Here is a 21816-nt window from a genome sequence, read left to right as displayed (position 1 = left end):
AGTGAAACGAAACCCAACGATACACCTGATACTCTGTATTTATTGTTATCGCATAAACTTGAGACTCTGTGTTTATTGCTATCGAATATACCTAAAGCTCGATGTTTATTGCTATCGCATACACTAAAAATTTTGTGTTTACCGGTATCGAATATACCTAAAGCTTGATGTTTGTTGTTACTAGCATCACTATTTAAGCTCGTTACTCTAAGCTCTTTTCTAACGCTTTATTTAAAGGATTTATTATGAAACTCGAAGATATCCGTCGTGAATACCTGCAAAACGCGTTAAGCGAAGATAACTTGCTTGATGATCCGTTTAAACAGTTTGAAACTTGGCTTGAGCACGCTGTAGCAAGTAATTTACCTGATCCAACCGCTATGGTAGTGGCGACAGTTGATGATACCGGGCAGCCTTCGCAGCGCATTGTATTGCTTAAGCATTTAGATAATGATGGTTTTGTGTTTTTTACTAATACAGGTTCGCGCAAAGCGCAGGAGCTTAAAGGTAATAATAAAATATCGCTGCACTTTCCTTGGCACCCTATGGAACGCCAAGTAATTGTGTATGGCGAGGCTAAACCTTTACCTACTTCTGCGGTGGCTAAGTACTTTTTATCTCGCCCTAAAGAAAGCCAGCTAGCAGCGTGGGCATCAGCACAAAGTCGCCCAGTTTCATCGCGTAAAGTGTTGATGGAAACCTTTGCCAATATGAAAAACAAGTTTGCTAAAGGTGAAATTCCTTTACCTGACTTTTGGGGTGGCTATTGTGTTGTACCGCAAAAAATTGAGTTTTGGCAAGGTGGGGCACACCGCCTGCACGACCGCTTTATGTATCAGCGCCAAGCAGACAACAGCTGGCAAATTACACGCTTAAATCCTTAATAAATCGATGAGTAAGTAACAATGCAATTTATTGACTCTCATTGCCACCTCGACTTTACAGAGTTTGACTCAAACCGCGAGTCACTCATTAGCGAGTGTGTAGCAAAGGGAGTTGAGCAGTTTGTGGTGCCCGGTATTAGTTTGGCCCAATCGCGTGCATTACTTGAATTTAAAATTAACTTTGCAGGCGTAAAAATAGCTGCAGGGCTGCATCCTTACTTTTTAAATCAACACCAAGAATCACACATAGAACAGCTATTTACATTTGCTACAGCCAATAAAAACCAGCTGGTGGCAATTGGCGAATGCGGTCTAGATCGAAGTATTGAAAACCTCTCCAAACAAACCTTTTTATTTGAACAACAAATAGCACTGGCTAATCAGCTAGGGTTACCGTTAATTGTGCATCATAGGCAAAGCCATGATTTAATAGCGCAGTCGTTTAAGCGTTGTAAGCCTAAGTATGGAGGGGTTATTCATGCGTTTTCGGGATCACTTCAGCAAGCTCAATATTATATTAAGCAAGGTTTTAAGCTCGGTGTAGGCGGTGTTATTAGCTACCCGCGAGCGGTTAAAACGCGCGATGTAATTGCCAATATAAATACATCGCACCTAGTGCTTGAAACCGACTCACCATCAATGCCGCTATGTGGTTATCAAGGGGAGATCAATACGCCGCTGCAAATAGTGCGGGTATTTGATGTATTGTGTGAGTTAAAGCCCAAACAACACAAAGAGCAACTAGCTACAGAGCTTTACGACTCATGTTGTGATGTTTTTTGTATATAACGATTAACCTGCCATATTTTTAAGCCACGACCAAGTTGCCAAGTAAAAATACATGCAATTACTAACATTAATAACACTTGGCGACCTAAGTCATGAAAATGATTATGACTAGATGTAACTGCTGCACGGGTTAAGTAAGTAACAGATACAAAACCAACGGGTCTGTCGTCGTCACTTACGACGGGTTCTATAAATGGTGTTTTAAGTTTGCTAACACCAGGAGTTGATTCAGATAGCTGGCCGCTAATATGTAACGATTGCCAATTATCGCTACTGGCTATAAGCATGCCTTGCTGGTCGTAAATTGTGGCTGAAAGTACAAACTCATCTTTGCTTATGTTGTTACATAGTGCATTAAGTTGCGGTTTGTTTTTTTCAATTAACGGGGTTTTAGCATTTAATGCCATAAATTTGGTAAGCGATTTTGCAGTACTATCGGCACTGTCATAAAGTAATTGATGGCTTTGAAAACTACTATTAACGCCCACCCAGCTCAGTAATATTAAGCAGGCAGTAGCAAGCAATAAACGCACTAAGCGTTTTTTTTGTGAGGCAGTGATAGGGTTTTTAAGATGGTTATTTTTCATAGTCACCGTATATACTACTGACAGCATTTTGATTTGATGTTACAAATGCTATACCCAAGTTGTTTGGGTATACTATAACCTTAAACCCCACCTGATGGCGAATTTAGCGCAAGTAATATATTTAACATTTTGTAAGTAGCTATCAGGATAACAAAAAAATTCACGGAGAATCCATGTCGCAAACGAACATGGCACAGCCTGGTGCTGAGCAACCATTAACGCAGTTAGTATTAAATAAATGGTTTAGCTATCAGGATGAGGTGTTTTTACCGTTAAAAAACCTACCTAATAAACACCAAGGTTTATTTAGTATTGCCTTTGCTGGCAATTTTAGTATTACCCATATTAAAGCCATAATAGATTTTTTTGCGAAGCATAATCAAACCGTTACAGGGCTTTGCCAGTATCAGCCCGACTTAAGTTTACCAGCGGCACTGTGTTTTTATATTAAGCAAGCAGAGCTGCCGATTAACCCGCTAGTATTACAACAATTTTCCAGCACACTTGATTTTCAGCTAGTGCAAATAGCTTGCCCACCCAACTTGTATGAGCCAGGTTTATTGGTAATGGATATGGATTCAACCGCTATTACTATTGAGTGCATAGATGAAATTGCACGCTTAGCTAACGTATACGATGAGGTTGCTTCGGTAACTGCACTGGCAATGGCTGGTAAGCTTGATTTTAGTGAAAGCCTAAATCAGCGCGTCGCTAAACTTACCGGAATTGAAAAAAGCTTAATAGATGAGTTAAAAAATAATTTACCTTTAATGCCGGGTATTAAAATGCTTTGCCAAATACTTAAACAGCATCAGTGGCACTTAGCCATTGCGTCGGGTGGTTTCGTACCCTTTGCAGAGCAAGTACAAGCGTTAATCAATTTAGATGAAGTACACGCTAATGTGCTTGAATTTAAAGATAATAAGCTCACAGGTAAAGTATTAGGAACAATTGTAGATGCACAGCAAAAAGCCGTTATTTTAGAGTCATTACAGCAACAGCTGGGATTAATAAAGTCGCAAACAGTGGCGATTGGCGATGGGGCTAACGATTTAAAAATGATGGCAACAGCAGGGCTAGGTGTAGCAGTACATGGTAAAGCAAAAGTGGTTGAGCAAGCCCAAGCAGCTATTTGCCAAGGCTCGTTATTACAATTACTGTATATGCTAGCTATACCATTAAATAGTGTGGCTACTGTTTAACGCAGGCGGTTTAGCCAAAGTAGTTTGCGGCGACCCATTTGGTCAACTTGTTGCTGTTCAAGTTTTAAATGGCTTAAGGCTTCTTCGGTGATATCGACAATATCACCGACACCCGCTACAGACCACAATGCCTCTTCTAATTCCCTTGCTTTATGCAGCGCATATTGACTCACATATTTTAGTTCGTTAGATAAATAATCGGTATCTGGGCGTCCAGTACGTGATATATACAAGCGCATAACAAAAATAAGATTCGACTTTAAGCCTTTGCTTATTTGTTCCTGAAAATCATTATAATCCTCACCTGCTATGCAATAACTGGTAGTAGACTCTGAAATACTGCCCTTACGGGGATCAAAATTAATCACAAGTGTAAAGGCGCTTGGCGGATCTTGGCGGCTAAGATCTTTTATCTGTGGGGTGATCACATTAACGATTTGCTCATCAGTAATAATGCTCGATAAATCGGTTTTATTACCCAACAAACCAAAGTTTTGTAAAAGCACATGTAGTGGGCTAGGGTATAAGCCAAAGCCAATTGCACCTGCTTTAAAGTGCGCTCCTTCTTTATGTAAATAAAGTGGGAACTGGCAAACGCTTTTAGTTACCATATTTCTAAGTGCTGTAGAGAGCCCTGGCACTTTAGGCGCTTCTTCTGACACTTTTAGTTTATCTTTATTACTGTTAATTAACTGCGTAAAAAACAGCACTCCAGCATGGGGTAAGTCGGCAACTCGGCTGGCTTTTAAATTAATAATAGTGAACGACTTATTTACAGCCATCACTTCGTACTTTAGCTCACTAAGCTGATATGTTTTGGTTATTTTTTGTAAGTCAGGAAACGAGAGTAAAACAATGTCGCCTTTTTTTAAGCTTACTGGTTGTTTGCATTCAAGCTGCAAGCCCATAACCGAAAAGTCGCGAGTAAGGCCATGTACTACCTCATCGTTTACGCTAATCGACACATTCGTTTTATATAAGTAGCGCTTATCAGAGCGAAGATTTACATACTCTAAAGGTACAATATCTAAATAAGGCGCAGACTTACTTTTGCTATGGCCAAAATTCTTCAATTGATTAATCAAAGCTTTATCGTAATTTAATTGCTGATAGTGTTGCTGTTCAGTTTTATTACCAATAGCAGTTAGTACCACCATATATTTTACATTTTTCACTAACCCTTCTACCCGAGGAGAAGGCGGCTTATTGAGCTTTTCAATATTTTTACTTACAGTGTTTGGTAACGATAAAGGAATAAATGAGTCATCTGGATGGCTTGGCATAATTTGTATTTTAAAGCACTGCCAAGTGTCTTTTTGACTGCCAAAACCTAAAAATAAGTTTTTTAGCTGAGGGTTTTGTTCAAGCTCATTACGTGTTGCAGAATAATAATAAATTTTGCCCGCTGAAATATGAGTAAAAGTATATAAATAATCTTCTTTAACTGGAGCCTGTTTTAAAAGTAATGCATTAATGCGTTGCTCATTAAGCACACTGTATAAACAAGGGGTTTGGCGTTCATCGGTAAAGTAACGTTGAATAAAAATGTTGTTTTCGGTGGTTAGACTTAAGCTAGGATAAAGTACATTGTCTTTTTTACTTAAAAACACATATAAAGAGGTGACGCGTGGAATATAGTATTGCTCGTAACCCTTAGAAACCACAGCATCGAGCGTATTATCAAGGTTTACTTTATAGCGACGTTTATTACCGTGGATAAAGCTTTCTAAAAAATTATCAAACGCTTCATTATTTTCAATAAAGGTGCGTTTTAAACGAATATGATTAAACTCTTTAGAAATATTTTCTACGGCGACAACCTCATACTGAATGCCATTTTTTAAACCTAGCTCAAAGTCTTGCTCTAAACCTACCAAACGCAAGGCGATTAAATGTCCTTTTTTTAGCACATAACGAGTGGCTAGCTTTATTTTACAACCACTGAGGGATATATCGGAAGTGCTAGCAGCAATACTTTTTTTGTCGTTGTATTCAACCGTTACTTTAATTGAATAGTTCATTCGCTCTTCAGAGCGGCTTTCATAAGAGGCAAACTTTATAACATTTGTATTAAGGGAGTCATCAATGGCTTGCTCTGCAATTTTTTCTGTGGTTTTGCGTTGTAACACCCGATGATTATTTTCGGTGTTCATCACTGCCTCATAAACGGCAAGGGTATAACCACCGTGTTGTTTTAGCGCAGCTTCAAATACTTCAATCGCTGTTTCATCCATGAAATGTTGTTTGCCATTGTGATCATAAGGCTTTACCTGCCCAGTCACCAAACCACGTAAGTCAATAAAGCGCGCTATCGGCTGAGATAAGCGTGTCATTTCCATTTTCATTAAAAACTGTTCAGGCTTTGTAAGCCCAGCTATTTTAGACTTAAAAATTAAATCAAATTTAGGGTTGCCTAAATAATGTTTTAATTCAGATATAAGATCTTCGTGCTTGAGCAGTATGTCTTCAGCCATTTATAAAACCATCACCGTCTAATTAAAAAAGTAGGTATACTATTAAATCCATTTATTAGAAAACTCAATAAATGTCGTATCGTGTTATTGTTATTAATATAGGTACGATTATTCGAGTAACTACAGTTTAGCGCTTGTTATTATGTGTTAAATACCAATTTATTGGCAAGTTACTTTAAACTATTATTCAAGCAATAAGTATGCCCTAAAGTATAGTAAAAAAGAAAACAGCATTTATAGATAATAATAGTAGTGCTAAATTATCTTGTTGGCATGACTCATTGTTAGGCGAAAGTTTAAAATGATAAAATAAGCACTTAACATTAAGTATTTTTAAAATTAAAGAATAGTAGGTAAAGTTATAAATGGCTAAAGCGGCAAAAGTAGAGTTTGTTTGTACCGAATGTGGCATGAACTACCAACGTTGGCAAGGTCAATGCCGCTGTGGTGCATGGAACACATTAGCAGAATTTAAACCGTCAGCAGGGCAAAGTAAAAAAGCATCGGCACGCGTAAGTGTAGGTGGTTATGCTGGGGGGATTGGTGGCGGTTCTAAAAAAATTAATGATATTGCTACCGCAGAAACCGAAAAACAGCTCACTGAAATTGGCGAGCTCGATCGTGTTTTAAGTGGCGGTGTAACAACGGGATCAGTTAATATAATTTCAGGCGATCCTGGGGCCGGTAAAACAACCTTGTTATCTGATTTAGTGGCGCGAATGTCACAACGTATGCCTTCACTTTACTGTACCGCAGAAGAATCTTTATCGCAGTTTAAAAACAGAGTAAATCGCTTAAAGCTAAACTATAACCCTGATGCGCTTTATTTACTTTCCGAAACCAGTGTTGAAACCATCATTGAAGAACTCGATAAAAATAAAATTAAGTTTGCAGTAATAGACTCCATTCAAGCAGTGGTCACCGACACAGCTAACGGTAGCCCAGGCTCGCCTTCGCAAGTGAAAAGTGCCGCGCAAGCACTTACGCAATACTGTAAGCAAAATGATGTCACTATGTTCATTATTGCCCATGTAAATAAAAACAACGAAATAGCTGGTCCGCAAACGCTGGTGCATATAGTTGACGCTCTATTGCATATAGATACTAACGATGGGCAAATTCGTACCTTACGAGCAAATAAAAACCGCTTTGGTGATATAGATACAGTCGGTATTTTTAGAATGTGCGAACGCGGTATGCTCAGCGTTGATAACCCCAGCGAAATATTTTTATCAGGCTCAACTACAGATTCACCTGGCTCTGCAATTACGTGTATTCGTAAAGGTAATCGTAATTTATTACTCGAAATTCAATGTTTAACCACTGAGATTGAGGCGGAATTTCCGCAGCGTGTTTGCGTTGGTTTAAACATGAACCGAATAAAAATGCTCACCGGCATACTGCGTAAGCACACAAAAACTAAAATATTTCACGATACGTTTTTTAATATAGTGGGTGGCTTAAAAATTGATGAATCAGAAACCTGTATAGATTTAGCGTTGGTTGCTGCGCTACTTAGCAGCTTAAATGATTTTGTGGTGCCACGTACCACTTGTATTATGGGAGAGCTGAGTTTAAATGGCGACGTACGCCCAATAGACAGTGGCGTACCGCGCGTTAAAGAAGCTGCGCAGCATGGCTTTACGGAAATATTTATTCCATTTCGTAATTACCATAAATCAATGGAAGGGCTGGGCGCTAAGATCACCCCGATAAAAACAGTACATGAGTTACTTAGTTTAATTAATTAGCAAAAACGCTTATCGGTGATGTTCTGCAATGTTACTCTTGAGCTGAAACAATTTATATAAAGACTTAAATAAGGAAATAACATGAAAAAGTTAGTTATAGCTGCAGCAATTGTAGCTGCCGGTGTTGGTGGCGTAAGTTATGCAAATCACGTAGCCACTAAAGAAGTACGTGCAGAAATAGATAAGCAACTAGCACTAGTGAGCGAGCAAACCGGCGCTACATTTAAGTATGCAGACTTATCGGCTAGTGTTATTTCCAATAGTGTAGAAATTAGCAATATGGAAGTCATTAGTTCTGAAGGCGATAATGTTGCCAGTATTCAAAGCATTGAAGTGACAGGCTACGAAACCGATAAAATTTCACCACACACTACATTTGATGTAAAAAGCTTTCAATTTAATAAAGACTTTGTGGCTAAATTACCAGCCGATACAAATACTATGTTAGCGTCGGCCAGTTACGATTTACATTCATCACTTGATTACGATGAAAAGTCGGGCGACAGCGATGTGGTTGTTAAGTTAGATGCAAAAGACATTGTTAGCTTTAATATGAATATGGGACTGGCAAACACACAAGCACTTATGGATGCATCGCTTGCGATTAGTAAAGCGCAGCAAGCAGCGGGCAGCCAGCCTTTAACTTATGAGCAAGAATTACAGCAGCAAACGCTAATAATGAAAGCCATGAGTAAGTTAGAGCCGCGCAGTGTTAACTTTGAACTTAATAACCAAGGCGAGCTTAAAGCGTTGCTAGAAAGTGAGCTTGTTAAGCAAGGTATGAATGTTGAGCAAATGCAAATGATGGTTGAGCAGCAACTACAGCAAGCGCCAGTAACCGAAGAGATTGCAGAGGCGATTAGCGGCTTTGTAAAAGGTTTAAATTCATTTAGCGTGTCGGCAAAACTACCTGAAGGCAAAACTATGATGGAAGTTAACCAACAAATAATGATGCTAATAGGCCAGCCTGAAAAACTTGTAGAGTACATTAATTTAGAAGTTAAAGGCGACTAAAAGTCGCTCTAGCAATCGTGCTATCAGTTAAAAATAATAGTACGACGCACATAATTAAAGCGCGAGTTTAACTCGCGCTTTTTTATGCGTAAATTTTACGTTTATACTAGGTGTTAACGCTCAAGAATTAACAATTAGTTTACCGGTACTTATTTAATCGTTAGTATTCATTACTATAAAAGCTGTTATTTATCGTATTAAATAGCCATTAAGGCTCAAACTAATTACTTAAAGTTGAACGGGGTTACAGATGGGAAAAGGTCGATTAGAAGCTTTTAGTGATGGTGTGTTGGCAATTATTATTACCATTATGGTATTGGAGCTAAAAATACCTGAAGGCGCAGGAATTGAAGCACTTGTGCCTATGCTCCCTAACTTTTTTAGTTATGTTTTAAGTTTTGTATACGTAGGAATTTACTGGAATAACCACCATCATTTATTACACGCTGCTGGCAGTGTTTCGGGTGGGGTATTGTGGTCAAATTTAAATTTACTTTTTTGGTTATCATTATTCCCGTTCTCGACCAGTTGGATGGGAGGTAATCACTTTGAGCCGCTACCTACCGCGACTTATGGTGCCGTGCTGTTTATGGCGGCGATTGCGTATAATATTTTACAACGCAGCATAATGGCAACAGATGGCTGCAGCTCTGTTTTACGCAAAGCAATCGGCGCAGATTGGAAAGTCAAAGTGTCTATGGCGCTTTACTTATCGGCAGTTGGTGTAGCATTTGTAGCACCGTGGTTAGCACAAGTAATATATGTGGCAGTGGCGCTGCTATGGTTAGTGCCTGATAAAAGAATAGAGCAGGCAGTTAATCAAAATTAAAATATATTCCTATTTTAATTAGTTTTACCGCTAAGCAGGGGAATAAAAAAGCCGCGTTTACTATAAAGTAAACGCGGCTTAAAATTTTCTAAAGCTTAAATTAGTTAGTGTAAAATACGTGCTCTTATCGTGCCTTCAACAGCGCTTAGCTCTTTAAGGGCAACTTCTGAGTGGTCGGTATCTACATCAATAACTACATAACCAATTGATTCATCAGTTTGTAGGTACTGCGCGGCAATGTTAATACCGTGCTGTGCAAACGCTTGGTTTATTTGTGTTAATACGCCAGGGCGGTTGTGATGTACATGCAGTAAGCGACTACGATTAGCAAGCTCTGGTAGTGATACTTCAGGGAAGTTAACAGCAGTAATAGTTGAGCCGTTATCTGAGTATTTAGCTAATTTTCCAGCTACTTCAATACCAATGTTTTCTTGTGCTTCTTGAGTTGAACCACCAATGTGCGGCGTTAAAATAACATTGTCAAAATTACGCAGTGGCGATACAAACTCTTCATCGTTAGATTTAGGCTCAATCGGGAATACATCGATTGCTGCACCACTGAGTTTTTTGTCGGTAAGCGCTTCTGCCAATGCGTCAATATCAACCACAGTACCGCGTGAAGCGTTTATTAAAATAGCGCCCTGTTTCATAACCGCAAGTTCGGCAGTGCCAATAAGGTTCTTAGTTTGTGGGGTTTCAGGTACATGCAAAGTAATAATATCAGAGCGTTGTAATAGCTGAGTTAAATTATGTACTTGCTTAGCGTTGCCAAGTGATAACTTATCTTCAATATCGTAAAACTCAACATGCATACCAATATTTTCGGCCATAATACCTAACTGGGTACCAATGTGGCCATAGCCAATAATACCCAATGTTTTACCACGAGCTTCAAACGAGCCGTTTGCGGTTTTTAACCAGCCGCCACGATGTGCAGCAGCATTACGCTGTGGAATACCGCGTAATAGCAACAGTATTTCACCAAGTACAAGCTCTGCAACCGAGCGGGTGTTAGAAAATGGTGCGTTAAATACTGCGATACCACGTTCGCGCGCCGCATTTAAGTCAACCTGGTTAGTGCCAATACAAAAGCAGCCAACCGCAACGAGCTTTTCAGCAGCTTCTAACACAGCTTGGTTAATATGAGTACGAGAACGAAGCCCCACAAAGTGTACGTCTTTAATACGTTCTTTTAGCTCGTCCTCAGGTAAGGATGTTTTAACATAGTCGATGTTGCTATAACCGTTACGTTTTAGCGTTTCAACAGCGCTTTGGTGAACACCTTCAAGCAAAAGAATTTTAATTTTGTCTTTTGCCAACGATACCTTACTCATAACCTCATCCTATTTAATTTGTGGCCCATTTTTAGTGCCGATAATCACTTTATCAGCGCCACGCTCTGCGAATAGGCCGTTGGTAACTACGCCAACAATTTGATTAATTTGTGTTTCAAGTTGTTTAGCTTGGGTAATTTTTAAATTATGTACATCTAAAATAACGTTACCGTTATCGGTAACTACACCTTGGCGATACACAGGATCACCACCAAGTTTTAATAATTCGCGTGCTACGTAACTGCGTGCCATGGGTATAACTTCAACCGGCAGTGGAAAACCACCCAAGGTTGCTACTAATTTGGTGTCATCTACAATGCACACAAATTGTTTAGCTACCGCTGCTACTATTTTTTCACGAGTAAGGGCTGCACCGCCGCCTTTAATCATTTCGTTATGGGCGTTAATTTCATCAGCGCCGTCAACGTATACATCTAAAACATCAACGTCATTAAGTTCAAATACTTCAATGCCTAGCGCTTTTAAACGAGCAGTTGAGGCTTCTGAACTAGAAACCGCACCTTTAATGGTGTCTTTTATTGAGCCTAGTGCATCAATAAAGTGATTAACCGTTGAGCCTGTACCTACGCCTACAATAATGTTCTCTTTTACAAACTCTAACGCTGCCCAAGCAGCTGCTTTTTTTAATTCGTCTTGTGTCATTGTTTTATGCTCATTTATGTCAAAAATTTCTGCTGGTATACAAAGTAACGCTTTACCAACAGTAGGTTTTATTTGGGGTGATAATTGTTTTAAGTGGCACATCCCATGATTCTATGGGTAAAGCTGTTACTTTTTGGCATTCATGTGCTAAACCAATAAGTTGCGGCTTTTGCCAGTGTTGCTGGTGTAGCCGCGCCAATGTCCGATCGTAAAACCCACCCCCCATTCCTAAGCGATTACCTTGGTTATCAAATGCCACTAATGGCATAAGTAGGTAATCAAGCTCTGGTAACGGGCATATTTGAGTACAATTGAGCTTAGGTTCCAAGATACCATAGCGGTTTGCCTTCATGGGTGAGTTTTTTTCATAACGCTGAAATAGTAAACTAGCCCCGTTAAAGGGGTGGATTACAGGTAGGTAAAGGGTGTGCCCTTTATCCCATAATTCATTAATTAACAATGAGGTATCTAACTCGCCGTCGTTACTAAAATAAATGGCAACATGCTCTTTTTTAGTGTTTTTTTTGCCATTTAAGTATTGAATAAAATTCACTTTTAGCGATTGGGCGGCAATTAATTGTTGGTTACTTGATAAATTATTACGCAGTTCGCGGACAGACGCTCTTATTGTTGCACGTTTATTGCTCACTTTAGGATTTCACCCCGTAATTAAAAAGAGAATAAGTTAGGGACGGTTAAATATATTGCTAATAAAATAAGCAAAGTAACCACAGTTGCTATGAGTGAATATAACAACACATTACTGCGTTTTTGCAGTGGCGTGAGCAACTCATCATCAAGCATAAGATCATCGTCTTGCCACTCTATGTGTTCATCGGTAATTGCTGTGGCTTCAACCTCGGGTAGGCGCTGTTCAAGCTCGTCTAGTTTTTCTTCAAGGCGAATTAAGCTACTGGTAATGTAATCAAGCGCATCAAAAATTCTGTCATCGCGCTGGCTACTCGTTGCACTTGTCAGTTGAGTATTTTTATTAGGGTTGGTAACAGCCTGCAGCTTACTTTTAATACCTAAGCTGGCAAGTAGTTTGGCTTGCTTTAGGGCTTTGTCTTTATTACTTGGCGCAAACAGTGGCTTACCTTTAAAAAAAAGAGCTACTTTTTCATCTGACGTTTTTAATTTTGTAGCAAGCATGGCAGTAACAGCTTTGCTGTCAACGCCCTCAGCGAGTCCTACAAAGGTAACACGAAAGTTGTCGGCCATTTTTAATTCCCTAAGCTTTTATAGTAAAACGAGTATATACCGAAAGTGCAAAACAATTCGAGAGTGATTTATGTTTCACGGCTTGAATAATAAGCTTTAGATATAAAAACGACCCTTAAAAGGGCCGTTTATATTTTTAATAGTATGTTGGCTTAAAGGCCAGCAGCAGCGCGAAGTGCTTCTGCTTTATCAGTACGCTCCCAAGGGAACTCTTCACGACCAAAGTGGCCGTAAGCCGCCGTTGGAAGGTAGATAGGGCGCTCTAAATCAAGCATTTTAATTAAACCGTAAGGGCGCAAGTCAAAGTGCTCACGAATAAGCTCAATTAAACGGCTTTCTTCTAGTTTGCTGGTACCAAAGGTTTCTACGCTTATAGACGTAGGCTCTGCAATACCAATAGCGTACGATACTTGTAGCTCACACTTATCAGCAAGGCCAGCAGCAACAATGTTTTTAGCAACATAACGTGCAGCATAGGCAGCACTACGGTCAACTTTTGATGGATCTTTACCAGAGAAAGCACCGCCACCGTGACGAGCCATGCCGCCGTAGGTATCTACAATGATTTTACGACCGGTTAAGCCACAATCGCCCATTGGTCCGCCAATTACAAAGCGACCTGTTGGGTTAATAAAAAACTTAGTCGCGCTAGTAATTAGCTCAGCAGGAAGTACCGGCTTGATGATAGTTTCCATCACCGCTTCGATTAAATCTTTTTGTGAAATATCTTCGCTGTGCTGTGTAGAAAGTACAACAGCATCAATACCTACTGGCTTGCCGTTTTCGTATGCAAACGTAACTTGTGATTTTGCATCTGGGCGTAACCAGTTAAGCTCACCGCTTTTACGAACCTGTGCTTGGCGCTGCACTAAACGGTGTGAGTAGGTAATAGGAGCAGGCATTAGTACTTCAGTTTCGTTACATGCGTAACCAAACATTAAGCCTTGATCGCCAGCGCCTTGCTCTTCTGGGCTAGTACGGTCAACACCTTGGTTAATGTCAGGAGACTGTTTACCAATAGTGTTTAAAATTGCACATGAATCTGCATCAAAACCCATATCTGAATTAGTGTAGCCAATGTCGCGAATTGTTTTACGTGTAATTTCTTCGATATCAACCCATGCGCTAGTAGTGATTTCACCACCAACCATAACCATACCGGTTTTTACGTAAGTTTCACACGCAACTCGGGCATGAGAATCTTGCTCAAGGATAGCATCAAGTACCGCATCAGAGATTTGATCGGCGATTTTATCCGGATGACCTTCAGAAACAGATTCAGAAGTAAATAAATGTTTTGCCATTGTATTTCTGCTCACAAATATTGCGCTTCACAAACGTCGGTATTAGCGCTTAAAAATTAAGGGGCGTATTTTATCGAAAACAAAACACCTTGCATAGTGTTTTTACGCCTAGACGTCTAAATAAAATATTTAATAACTTTTCGGTCTCAAAAAATATTCATAATGACCTATTATTATGGGTTTTTAATTGCACACCGCCCCTACAATAAGTAAGAATGGACTATACACTAGTCGCCAAGTTATACGGCGGCATAATCGAATACATAAATACCCGCGCAAAAATATATTAAGGTAGGAGAATTCATGCCATCTCGCAAAGAACTTGCAAATGCTATTCGTGTCTTGTCAATGGACGCAGTACAAAAGGCCAAATCTGGTCATCCTGGAGCCCCTATGGGCATGGCAGATATCGCAGAAGTATTATGGCGCGATTATCTAAAACATAACCCAACAAACCCAGAGTGGGCTGACCGAGATCGCTTTATATTATCGAACGGCCACGGTTCAATGCTTATTTATTCTTTATTACATTTAACGGGTTATGATTTACCGTTAGACGAAATTAAAAACTTCCGTCAAATGCATTCAAAAACACCTGGTCACCCAGAGTACGGTTATGCACCAGGAATCGAAACTACTACCGGCCCGTTAGGTCAAGGGATCACTAACGCAGTAGGTATGGCAATTGCCGAAAAAGCGCTAGCTGCACAGTTTAACCGTGAAGGTCACGATATTGTTGATCACTTTACCTATGCATTTATGGGCGACGGCTGCTTAATGGAAGGTATTTCTCATGAAGCTGGTTCACTTGCAGGCACATTAGGCCTAGGTAAACTTGTTGCATTTTGGGATGACAACGGCATTTCAATCGATGGCGAAGTAGAAGGTTGGTTTACCGATGATACGCCAGCTCGCTTTAAAGCATACGGTTGGCATGTAATTAGTGGTGTTGATGGCCACGACAGCGATGCTATAAGTGCTGCAATCGCAGAAGCTAAAAGTGTTACCGATAAGCCATCACTAATTTGTTGTAAAACAATTATTGGTTACGGCTCACCTAATAAGTCGGGTAGCCACGACTGCCATGGTGCACCACTTGGTGAGGACGAAATTAAAGCGTCTCGCGAATTTTTAGGTTGGACTGGCGATGCATTCGAAATCCCTGCAGACATTTATGCACAATGGGATAGCAAAGAAAAAGGTCAACAGCTTGAATCAAGCTGGGATGAAAAATTTGCAGCATACGCAAAAGCATACCCAGAGCTAGCGTCAGAATACAAGCGTCGTATTAACAACGAACTGCCAGGCGATTGGGCTGAAAAATCTCAAGCATACATTGAAGAGCTGCAAGCAAATCCAGCAAACCCTGCGTCTCGTAAAGCGTCGCAAAATGCATTAAACGCATTTGGCCCGTTATTACCAGAATTTATGGGTGGCTCTGCCGATTTAGCTGGCTCAAACCTAACAATTTGGGATGGCTCTAAAGGCTTAACACGCGACGATGCAAGCGGTAACTACATTTATTACGGTGTACGTGAGTTTGGTATGTCGGCAATTATGAATGGTATTGCGCTGCATAAAGGCTTTATTCCTTACGGTGCTACGTTCTTAATGTTTGTTGAATATGCAAAAAATGCCGTACGTATGGCTGCATTAATGAAGCAACCAAGCATTTTTGTATACACGCACGATTCAATTGGTTTAGGTGAAGATGGTCCAACTCACCAACCAGTAGAGCAAATTGCAAGCATGCGTTTAACGCCTAACTTATACAACTGGCGTCCATGTGACCAAGTTGAGTCGGCAATTGCATGGCAACAAGCTATTGAGCGTAAAGACGGTCCTACATCACTAATCTTTACTCGCCAAGGTTTAGAGCAACAAGCACGTAACGCACAGCAACTGAGCGACGTTAAAAAGGGTGGTTACATCCTTAGCTGCGACGGCAATCCAGAGCTTATTTTCATTGCAACGGGTTCTGAAGTGCAACTAGCACAAGATTCTGCAAGCGAACTACGCAAGCAAGGTAAAAAGGTACGTGTTGTATCTATGCCGTGTACTGATGCTTTTGAAACGCAAAGCGCAGCATACAAAGAAAGTGTATTGCCAGCATCTGTTTCACGCCGCGTAGCAGTAGAAGCAGGTATTGCTGATTACTGGTACAAGTACGTTGGCCTAAATGGCGCAGTAGTAGGTATGACTACCTTTGGTGAGTCAGCGCCTGCAGGTGAGCTGTTTGAGCACTTTGGCTTTACTGTTGAGAACATAGTAAACAAAGCAAACGAACTTTTTTAATCGCCTTTGATTAAATAAAGTAAGCAATTGAAAAACCCGCATATGTTGCGGGTTTTTTTATGCACGAATATGAAACAACTTCACTTAAAGCAATACTGCTTTCCTTGCAAGAAAGTAAGCTATCAGGCAAGGTAGTGCGATAAAATTTATAAATAAAAATCTTAAATTATTAGCAGGAGCTAAATATGTCAAAGTTCGAAAATGTTAGTGTAATTAAAAAAGCCAATGTGTATTTTGATGGCAAAGTGTCAAGCCGAACCGTTTTATTAGGCAGTGGTGAAGCAAAAACATTAGGCTTTATGCAACCAGGTGAGTTTGTGTTCGACACTAACCAAAAAGAATGTATGGAATTATTAGCAGGGCAGTGGGATATTTTATTGCCAGGTGAAAGCGAGTGGAAAACATTTAATGCGGGCGAATCATTTAATGTTGATGCAAACGTAAGCTTTAAGGTAAAAGTAAGCGATTTTGCTGATTATTGCTGTTCATACACAGATTAATAGCACAAATACAACGCGGTTAGTATGTTATTTAACCGCTTAAAGAGCCCGTATAATGCGGGCTTTTGCATGTTTAATGCTCAGTGAGTGATCTAAATCAGCTTTACTAACAAATATTTGCTTAAATAGTTACATTTCTCCTTGTGTTAATTCATATTGCCCCCAATACTAACTATGAAGTAACACATAAAAGGATATAAAATGAAAATTAATCTTACAGGTCACCATGTTGACGTTACTGATTCAATTAGAGAACACGTAAACGAAAAGTTTTCAAAAATAGCGAATCACTTTCCATCTTTGATCGCGCTCGACATTATTCTTTCTAAAGTTCACAACAAGCTTCAAGCGGAAATTAGCACTATTTACGAAGGTGCACGTATATCGGTTAAGGGCGAAAACGAAGTGCTGTATCCAGCAATTAGTAGTGCCGCAAAAAAACTAGATACGTCACTAAAACATCGCAAAGGGCAAATTAAAGCTAATTTGCATGAAAAACCAGAAATAACAACCCCAGAAATTGCACACGAAATCATCCAAGAGATGGATCTTCGTTAACGTTTTTAGAGTTTAGGCCCTAACTTTTAGGGCCTAAAACCATTATTTATTAGCTTCGTTTTACCCCCTCATTTATTAATACTTTTCAGCTTTCATTTTGCGTTAAAACTCTGTAATTTATTCATTATTATAAATAAACAGTAAGTACACACATGCGCTCTGTAGTATCAAATTGGCAAACTCGCTTAAATGCATTGGGGCCGGGAATTCTAATGGCAACCGCTGCAATTGGTGGTTCACATTTAGTGGCATCAACCCAAGCGGGAGCCATATTTGGCTGGCAATTATTTTGGCTTATTTTAGTAGTAAACGTTTTAAAGTACCCATTTTTTCGCTTTGGCATGGAGTACACACTCGCTACCAAAAATAGCCTAGTAGAGGGTTATAAAAGCAAAGGGCCATTTTATTTTTACAGCTTCATTGTCCTAAATGTTGTTGCCGCTATCGTTAATACCGCAGGCGTATTATTACTCACCGCAAGCTTGTTGCATTACGCACTACCTATCACAATAGAAATAACACTGCTGTGTTGGATTTTACTTGGCGTGTGCTTAACCATACTTTTGCTAGGGCACTTTAAAGCGCTAGATAACGTGGCAAAAGGCATTATGGGGCTACTTACATTAGCAACATTAATAGCACTCGCTATTGCCTTTAGTAATGGCCCAATGGCACCTGCTGACTATGTAGGCCCTTCGCCGTATGAGTTAGCCATGCTTAGCTTTATGGTGGCACTAATGGGCTGGATGCCCGCCCCCATTGAAATATCCGCACTTAGCTCACTGTGGTTAAAAGAAAAACAAACACAACAAACAATATCTAAACGCGAAGGCTTATTCGACTTTAACGTGGGTTACTGGTTAACCGCAGGCTTAGCGCTGGTGTTTTTTAGCTTAGGTGTATTAGTGCAATACGGGCAAAGCAGTAATATAGAACTCGGTGGGGTCGCTTTTGCCAAACAGCTTATTGATATGTACGCACTTACCATTGGCGAGTGGGCAAGGCCGCTAGTATCAGCCATCGCTTTTTTATGTATGTTTGGCACCACATTAACGGTACTAGATGGTTATGCGCGTACTTTAAACGAATCGCATAAATTACTTGGTTTTAAGCAATCAAAACACAGCTTAAATACATGGCTAATACTGCAAGCACTTGCTGGTATGGCGGTTATTTTATTTTTTGAATCAGCCTTAGGCCCTATGCTTACCTTTGCCATGACACTGTCATTTGTAACCACCCCTATATTTGCATGGCTTAACTTTAGCCTAGTGCGCTCCGAGCCCAGCATTAAACACGGCGTACTACTTAAAAGCTTAAGTTGGGTAGGATTGCTGTACTTAGTCGGTTTTTCTGTAGCATTTGTAGTGTGGATGATGATGTGATTTTAGGTGCGAGGCGAAGGACCCATAGTAAAACGAGCAATCACTGAATACTTGATTTGGTGGGGGTTGCAAAGTTGGCAGGCCACTTGCTGTTGCTAAGCACGTAATTAATAAGTTGTAGGCTAAATTTAGCCTGCAATCTTGAAGTCTCTGATTAGAAGCTAAATACCCATAATTAGCAGCGTTGATAGTCAGCTTAGAGCGAAAAGCAGACACTGAAAAAGTTAAATTTATTCCTACTTCTTTGAGTAGGAGCCTAATTTTGTCTGATAACATTATTAACCGCTGTTTTCGTGTGTTATAAACCATCTAAATGGTGTTGAATAAGCCGTTAACTTTAAAGGTATCCAATGAGATTTATATTAATCGTTTTATTTTTTTTAAATTCTACTCAAGCTCTTGCGCAGTATGACCGCTTGAGTCTAAATTCTGAGTTCCTAGGAAAAGACGTTACCGTTCAGATATCGTTACCAGACACTTATCGACATTCTGATAACTTTTCATACCCTGTACTAGTTGTATTAGATGGCGCCACTCAATTCAATCACGCGGCAGCTAGCGCGCATTTTTACAGCACTTATGCAGCAATACCGGAAATGATTGTTGTAGGTGTAAGTCTAAAAAATAGATTAGCATTTTTTACTCATACTGAGCCTGAAGCATTTGTCGGTCGAGCCGGTAAAGCTGACTTACTCACGCGTTTCCTACAAGAAGAGTTATTAAACCAACTTAATAAGCAATATAGAGTTGCGCCTTATTATGTTATCGCAGGCCACTCACTTTCTGGTCTATATACCAGTTACCTTGCAGTTAAAGGTAATACTAAATTTAATGCTGCGATATCCATTAGCCCAAGTCTTTGGTGGGATGAAGCTACAATAGTTACAGACTTTGAAAAGAAGCACTCAACCAGTGGAGCAAAAACTTTTCGATGGTTTCTAAGTATGGCAAGTGAGCCGAACGAAATGCCCGAAGCTTTTGATCGCATGTTATTGGCATTGGAAAAAAAATCAAAATCAGGGCTTTATTATAAGTACGCAAGGTTCCCCGATGAAACACACGACACCACTCCCGTAGTAGGAATGGCAAAAGGGTTACAAGCTATTTTTTCTGATTGGAATGCGGTACCTGAGATTGATATCATGCCTCTGTCGAACCTAATAAAATTTTATGAGGATAAAGCTAAAGAGTTCGGTTATGCATTCCCTTTATCGGCACATCAGTATAATGTTTATGGGCTCAAAGCTACGTATGAAGATAAGCCAGCATGGGGCGTTGAAATTTTGGAAAAAGGTACTGAGACTTTTCCTAATTCAGAGATACTGTGGGATAGTTTAGCAACAGCTTACAGTTTGAATAAGAATTTACCTGATGCGTTAATTGCATCTGAGCGTGCGCTGGAACTGGCTGTCGCCAATAATTCAATTTTTATCGCTGAGATCAAGGAGCAAAATACGGACTTGAAGCTAAGCAAAAAATAGATGGTCATCAGGTAGCCTGTAAAGTAATACAGCTAACAATCAAATCTTATCGCCAGCAAATAGCGCTGGCGTGACTTTAACCCTCTGAGCGAATTCTCACGCTAAATTTAGGCGTTGCTGAGTGATAACAATTGATACGTGCCAGACTCTAACTTCGAGTCTGGCTTAGGTTCAAATTTAAGCATCGATCTGTTCTGATACTTCTAACGCATCATCAACTTCTATTCCCAAGTACCTGACAGTGCTCTCTAGTTTTCTATGGCCAAGTAGAAGCTGACAGGCTCTTAAATTTTTAGTTTTTTTGTAAATTAGTGATGGTTTGGTACGTCTCATAGAATGAGTGCCATATTGAGTCTTATCTAATCCAATTGAGGTGACCCAAGAATCAACTATACGTCCATATTGACGGGTTGAAAGGTGTTCAGAGGAATGAATTCGTGACTTAAACAAGTAATCATAAGAATTGAGAGTAAATTGCTCTATGAGCGCCACAATTGATTTCCTTGTATTTCCAGTAATTTCAAATTGAACAGGCATACCAGTCTTTTTTTGAACGACTATTGCCCTTGATTGGATTGTTTTACCATGAGCGATATCATTAACTTTTAGTGAAACTAAATCACACCCTCTTAGTTTGCTATCTATGGCTAGGTTAAATAGTGCTAGATCTCTTATTTTATGAAAAAGTTCTAGTCGTATTCGGATAGCCCATATTTGCTGTAATTTTAAAGGTAACTTTTGTCCTACAAGCTTATTTTTATTCCAAGGCTCTTTAGGCTGATATATAGTTAACTGGTGCATTAGTTGTACTCCGGTGTTTATGGAGTTTTAAGCTTAGCTTGCTACAAAAAAATTCGGGTATGAGCGAGAAGCGGACCGTCAAAAATTGTGATGTATGAAGTCAGGTTTGACCCCTTCGTTTTTTCAAACCGCAACGCAACTACACTGTAACAGCTTTAAATGAGTAGTTTGCTTTTAATCATTATCAACATAAAAGAATAATATAATAAATTCAGAGGCACTAATTGCAGCTAGCTGCATTATCAGTAAAAACATAATACCCATTCCAGCCTGAGGGTCAGGTTCAATACCAAAAATGAGTACTGGCGCTAAAATAATAGTAAATAATGCAGCTATAAATCTAATAATAATGAGCCGTTTATTTTGATAGTTCTTAGCATTAGCTAAAAAATATAAAAGCAAATAAGGCAATAGCATAAACGCAAAGCCAATTTCAGTTGGCATCCAGTATTTAATCGCAACAGCAACTAAAGATAAAACAGCAAGTCCTTTAACTGGGTAGTATATTTTTTTATAATTCACATGCTTTCCTTTGCACACAGTGCTTTATTAATACCTAATAAAATATTGTCGTTCAATATAAAAACTTTAATTATGCAATGCAATCTATTTCACTATATGAGCGAATAGCAGACATTAAAAAATTAAATTTATTCCGTAAGCGCGCATTTAAGCAGTGCGCTTAGCTATAATCGAAGTCTAGCTGCACATTCCACGGCATTAGGTCGGTAAAATCATCATCAC

The 21816-nt window shown here is 39.5% G+C and carries 20 protein-coding genes; 11 read left to right on the top strand and 9 right to left on the bottom strand.

Going from position 1 to position 21816, the window contains the following annotated elements; all coding sequences use genetic code 11:
• Positions 1-245: 245 nt before the first annotated feature.
• The gene (gene pdxH / locus AAEZ22_RS02760) at positions 246-884 is read left to right on the top strand and encodes a pyridoxamine 5'-phosphate oxidase (protein ID WP_011327355.1); all 639 of its coding nucleotides are present in this window, start codon (positions 246-248) and stop codon (positions 882-884) included.
• 21 nt (positions 885-905) lie between these two features.
• A complete protein-coding gene (locus AAEZ22_RS02755; protein WP_197182197.1) occupies positions 906-1673 on the top strand; it encodes a TatD family hydrolase in 768 nt (255 codons plus the stop codon).
• Here AAEZ22_RS02755 and AAEZ22_RS02750 read toward each other — a convergent pair.
• Positions 1640-2260, bottom strand: coding sequence for an AhpA/YtjB family protein (locus AAEZ22_RS02750; RefSeq protein WP_352296086.1), 621 nt, complete (start codon positions 2258-2260; stop codon positions 1640-1642). The genes AAEZ22_RS02755 and AAEZ22_RS02750 overlap by 34 nt on opposite strands.
• 173 nt (positions 2261-2433) lie before the next feature.
• On the opposite strand from AAEZ22_RS02750, the gene serB reads away from it, so the two are divergent.
• On the top strand, positions 2434-3462 hold the full coding sequence (serB, locus tag AAEZ22_RS02745; RefSeq protein WP_182677720.1) for a phosphoserine phosphatase SerB: 1029 nt from the start codon (positions 2434-2436) through the stop codon (positions 3460-3462).
• Here serB and AAEZ22_RS02740 read toward each other — a convergent pair.
• On the bottom strand, positions 3459-5936 hold the full coding sequence (locus tag AAEZ22_RS02740; RefSeq protein ID WP_182677722.1) for a PilZ domain-containing protein: 2478 nt from the start codon (positions 5934-5936) through the stop codon (positions 3459-3461). The genes serB and AAEZ22_RS02740 overlap by 4 nt on opposite strands.
• Before the next feature lie 365 nt (positions 5937-6301).
• On the opposite strand from AAEZ22_RS02740, the gene radA reads away from it, so the two are divergent.
• From radA to AAEZ22_RS02725, 3 genes are all read left to right on the top strand, one after another.
• Positions 6302-7687, top strand: coding sequence for a DNA repair protein RadA (radA, locus tag AAEZ22_RS02735; RefSeq protein WP_011327360.1), 1386 nt, complete (start codon positions 6302-6304; stop codon positions 7685-7687).
• Positions 7688-7768: 81 nt separating this feature from the next.
• The gene (locus AAEZ22_RS02730; protein WP_182677724.1) at positions 7769-8701 is read left to right on the top strand and encodes an aq_1923 C-terminal domain; all 933 of its coding nucleotides are present in this window, start codon (positions 7769-7771) and stop codon (positions 8699-8701) included.
• Between the two features lie 250 nt (positions 8702-8951).
• Positions 8952-9530: a TMEM175 family protein gene (locus AAEZ22_RS02725; protein WP_192531707.1), complete on the top strand. Its 579-nt coding sequence runs from the start codon at positions 8952-8954 to the stop codon at positions 9528-9530.
• Between the two features lie 104 nt (positions 9531-9634).
• On the opposite strand, the gene serA is transcribed toward AAEZ22_RS02725, so the two are convergent.
• From serA to metK, 5 genes are all read right to left on the bottom strand, one after another.
• Entirely contained in the window at positions 9635-10864 is a 1230-nt protein-coding gene (serA, locus tag AAEZ22_RS02720; protein ID WP_182677728.1) for a phosphoglycerate dehydrogenase, read from the bottom strand.
• Between the two features lie 9 nt (positions 10865-10873).
• The gene (rpiA, locus tag AAEZ22_RS02715) at positions 10874-11527 is read right to left on the bottom strand and encodes a ribose-5-phosphate isomerase RpiA (protein WP_352296081.1); all 654 of its coding nucleotides are present in this window, start codon (positions 11525-11527) and stop codon (positions 10874-10876) included.
• A gap of 52 nt (positions 11528-11579) precedes the next feature.
• Positions 11580-12176: a 5-formyltetrahydrofolate cyclo-ligase gene (locus tag AAEZ22_RS02710; RefSeq protein WP_352296078.1), complete on the bottom strand. Its 597-nt coding sequence runs from the start codon at positions 12174-12176 to the stop codon at positions 11580-11582.
• Between the two features lie 20 nt (positions 12177-12196).
• The gene (locus AAEZ22_RS02705) at positions 12197-12748 is read right to left on the bottom strand and encodes a hypothetical protein (protein WP_352296075.1); all 552 of its coding nucleotides are present in this window, start codon (positions 12746-12748) and stop codon (positions 12197-12199) included.
• Positions 12749-12900: 152 nt separating this feature from the next.
• On the bottom strand, positions 12901-14052 hold the full coding sequence (gene metK, locus AAEZ22_RS02700) for a methionine adenosyltransferase (protein ID WP_011327367.1): 1152 nt from the start codon (positions 14050-14052) through the stop codon (positions 12901-12903).
• A 303-nt stretch (positions 14053-14355) separates the two neighbouring features.
• Between metK and tkt the strand changes: the two genes are divergently transcribed.
• The 5 genes from tkt to AAEZ22_RS02675 all read left to right on the top strand — a co-directional run bounded on the left by tkt (position 14356) and on the right by AAEZ22_RS02675 (position 20271).
• Entirely contained in the window at positions 14356-16347 is a 1992-nt protein-coding gene (gene tkt / locus AAEZ22_RS02695) for a transketolase (RefSeq protein ID WP_089367825.1), read from the top strand.
• A gap of 185 nt (positions 16348-16532) precedes the next feature.
• Positions 16533-16847 (top strand): pyrimidine/purine nucleoside phosphorylase, encoded by a 315-nt coding sequence (gene ppnP, locus AAEZ22_RS02690; protein ID WP_011327369.1) that lies wholly within the window; start codon positions 16533-16535, stop codon positions 16845-16847.
• 201 nt (positions 16848-17048) lie between these two features.
• Positions 17049-17405: a ribosome hibernation-promoting factor, HPF/YfiA family gene (gene hpf, locus AAEZ22_RS02685; RefSeq protein WP_011327370.1), complete on the top strand. Its 357-nt coding sequence runs from the start codon at positions 17049-17051 to the stop codon at positions 17403-17405.
• 212 nt (positions 17406-17617) lie between these two features.
• Positions 17618-18790: an NRAMP family divalent metal transporter gene (locus AAEZ22_RS02680; protein ID WP_011327371.1), complete on the top strand. Its 1173-nt coding sequence runs from the start codon at positions 17618-17620 to the stop codon at positions 18788-18790.
• Between the two features lie 350 nt (positions 18791-19140).
• A complete protein-coding gene (locus AAEZ22_RS02675) occupies positions 19141-20271 on the top strand; it encodes an alpha/beta hydrolase (protein ID WP_290190703.1) in 1131 nt (376 codons plus the stop codon).
• Positions 20272-20448: 177 nt separating this feature from the next.
• Here the strand turns inward: AAEZ22_RS02675 and AAEZ22_RS02670 are convergent, their stop codons facing one another.
• Positions 20449-21072, bottom strand: coding sequence for a tyrosine-type recombinase/integrase (locus tag AAEZ22_RS02670; RefSeq protein WP_010388419.1), 624 nt, complete (start codon positions 21070-21072; stop codon positions 20449-20451).
• A gap of 174 nt (positions 21073-21246) precedes the next feature.
• Positions 21247-21594 (bottom strand): hypothetical protein, encoded by a 348-nt coding sequence (locus AAEZ22_RS02665; protein WP_182194560.1) that lies wholly within the window; start codon positions 21592-21594, stop codon positions 21247-21249.
• Between the last annotated feature and the right edge of the window lie 222 nt (positions 21595-21816).

This window comes from Pseudoalteromonas sp. 20-MNA-CIBAN-0454 (assembly GCF_040308685.1).
Lineage (GTDB): Bacteria > Pseudomonadota > Gammaproteobacteria > Enterobacterales > Alteromonadaceae > Pseudoalteromonas > Pseudoalteromonas nigrifaciens.
Note: the sequence above shows the minus strand (reverse complement) of the source record. Positions and strands in the feature narration are given on the sequence as shown.

What these genes read in the sequence shown, in the direction of transcription:
- pdxH (WP_011327355.1), top strand. Translation starts at nt 246, where the DNA reads ATGAAACTCGAAGATATCCGTCGTGAATACCTGCAAAACGCGTTAAGC.
- AAEZ22_RS02755 (WP_197182197.1), top strand. Translation starts at nt 906, where the DNA reads ATGCAATTTATTGACTCTCATTGCCACCTCGACTTTACAGAGTTTGAC.
- AAEZ22_RS02750 (WP_352296086.1), bottom strand. Translation starts at nt 2,260, where the DNA reads ATGAAAAATAACCATCTTAAAAACCCTATCACTGCCTCACAAAAAAAA.
- serB (WP_182677720.1), top strand. Translation starts at nt 2,434, where the DNA reads ATGTCGCAAACGAACATGGCACAGCCTGGTGCTGAGCAACCATTAACG.
- AAEZ22_RS02740 (WP_182677722.1), bottom strand. Translation starts at nt 5,936, where the DNA reads ATGGCTGAAGACATACTGCTCAAGCACGAAGATCTTATATCTGAATTA.
- radA (WP_011327360.1), top strand. Translation starts at nt 6,302, where the DNA reads ATGGCTAAAGCGGCAAAAGTAGAGTTTGTTTGTACCGAATGTGGCATG.
- AAEZ22_RS02730 (WP_182677724.1), top strand. Translation starts at nt 7,769, where the DNA reads ATGAAAAAGTTAGTTATAGCTGCAGCAATTGTAGCTGCCGGTGTTGGT.
- AAEZ22_RS02725 (WP_192531707.1), top strand. Translation starts at nt 8,952, where the DNA reads ATGGGAAAAGGTCGATTAGAAGCTTTTAGTGATGGTGTGTTGGCAATT.
- serA (WP_182677728.1), bottom strand. Translation starts at nt 10,864, where the DNA reads ATGAGTAAGGTATCGTTGGCAAAAGACAAAATTAAAATTCTTTTGCTT.
- rpiA (WP_352296081.1), bottom strand. Translation starts at nt 11,527, where the DNA reads ATGACACAAGACGAATTAAAAAAAGCAGCTGCTTGGGCAGCGTTAGAG.
- AAEZ22_RS02705 (WP_352296075.1), bottom strand. Translation starts at nt 12,748, where the DNA reads ATGGCCGACAACTTTCGTGTTACCTTTGTAGGACTCGCTGAGGGCGTT.
- metK (WP_011327367.1), bottom strand. Translation starts at nt 14,052, where the DNA reads ATGGCAAAACATTTATTTACTTCTGAATCTGTTTCTGAAGGTCATCCG.
- tkt (WP_089367825.1), top strand. Translation starts at nt 14,356, where the DNA reads ATGCCATCTCGCAAAGAACTTGCAAATGCTATTCGTGTCTTGTCAATG.
- ppnP (WP_011327369.1), top strand. Translation starts at nt 16,533, where the DNA reads ATGTCAAAGTTCGAAAATGTTAGTGTAATTAAAAAAGCCAATGTGTAT.
- hpf (WP_011327370.1), top strand. Translation starts at nt 17,049, where the DNA reads ATGAAAATTAATCTTACAGGTCACCATGTTGACGTTACTGATTCAATT.
- AAEZ22_RS02680 (WP_011327371.1), top strand. Translation starts at nt 17,618, where the DNA reads ATGGCAACCGCTGCAATTGGTGGTTCACATTTAGTGGCATCAACCCAA.
- AAEZ22_RS02675 (WP_290190703.1), top strand. Translation starts at nt 19,141, where the DNA reads ATGAGATTTATATTAATCGTTTTATTTTTTTTAAATTCTACTCAAGCT.
- AAEZ22_RS02670 (WP_010388419.1), bottom strand. Translation starts at nt 21,072, where the DNA reads ATGCACCAGTTAACTATATATCAGCCTAAAGAGCCTTGGAATAAAAAT.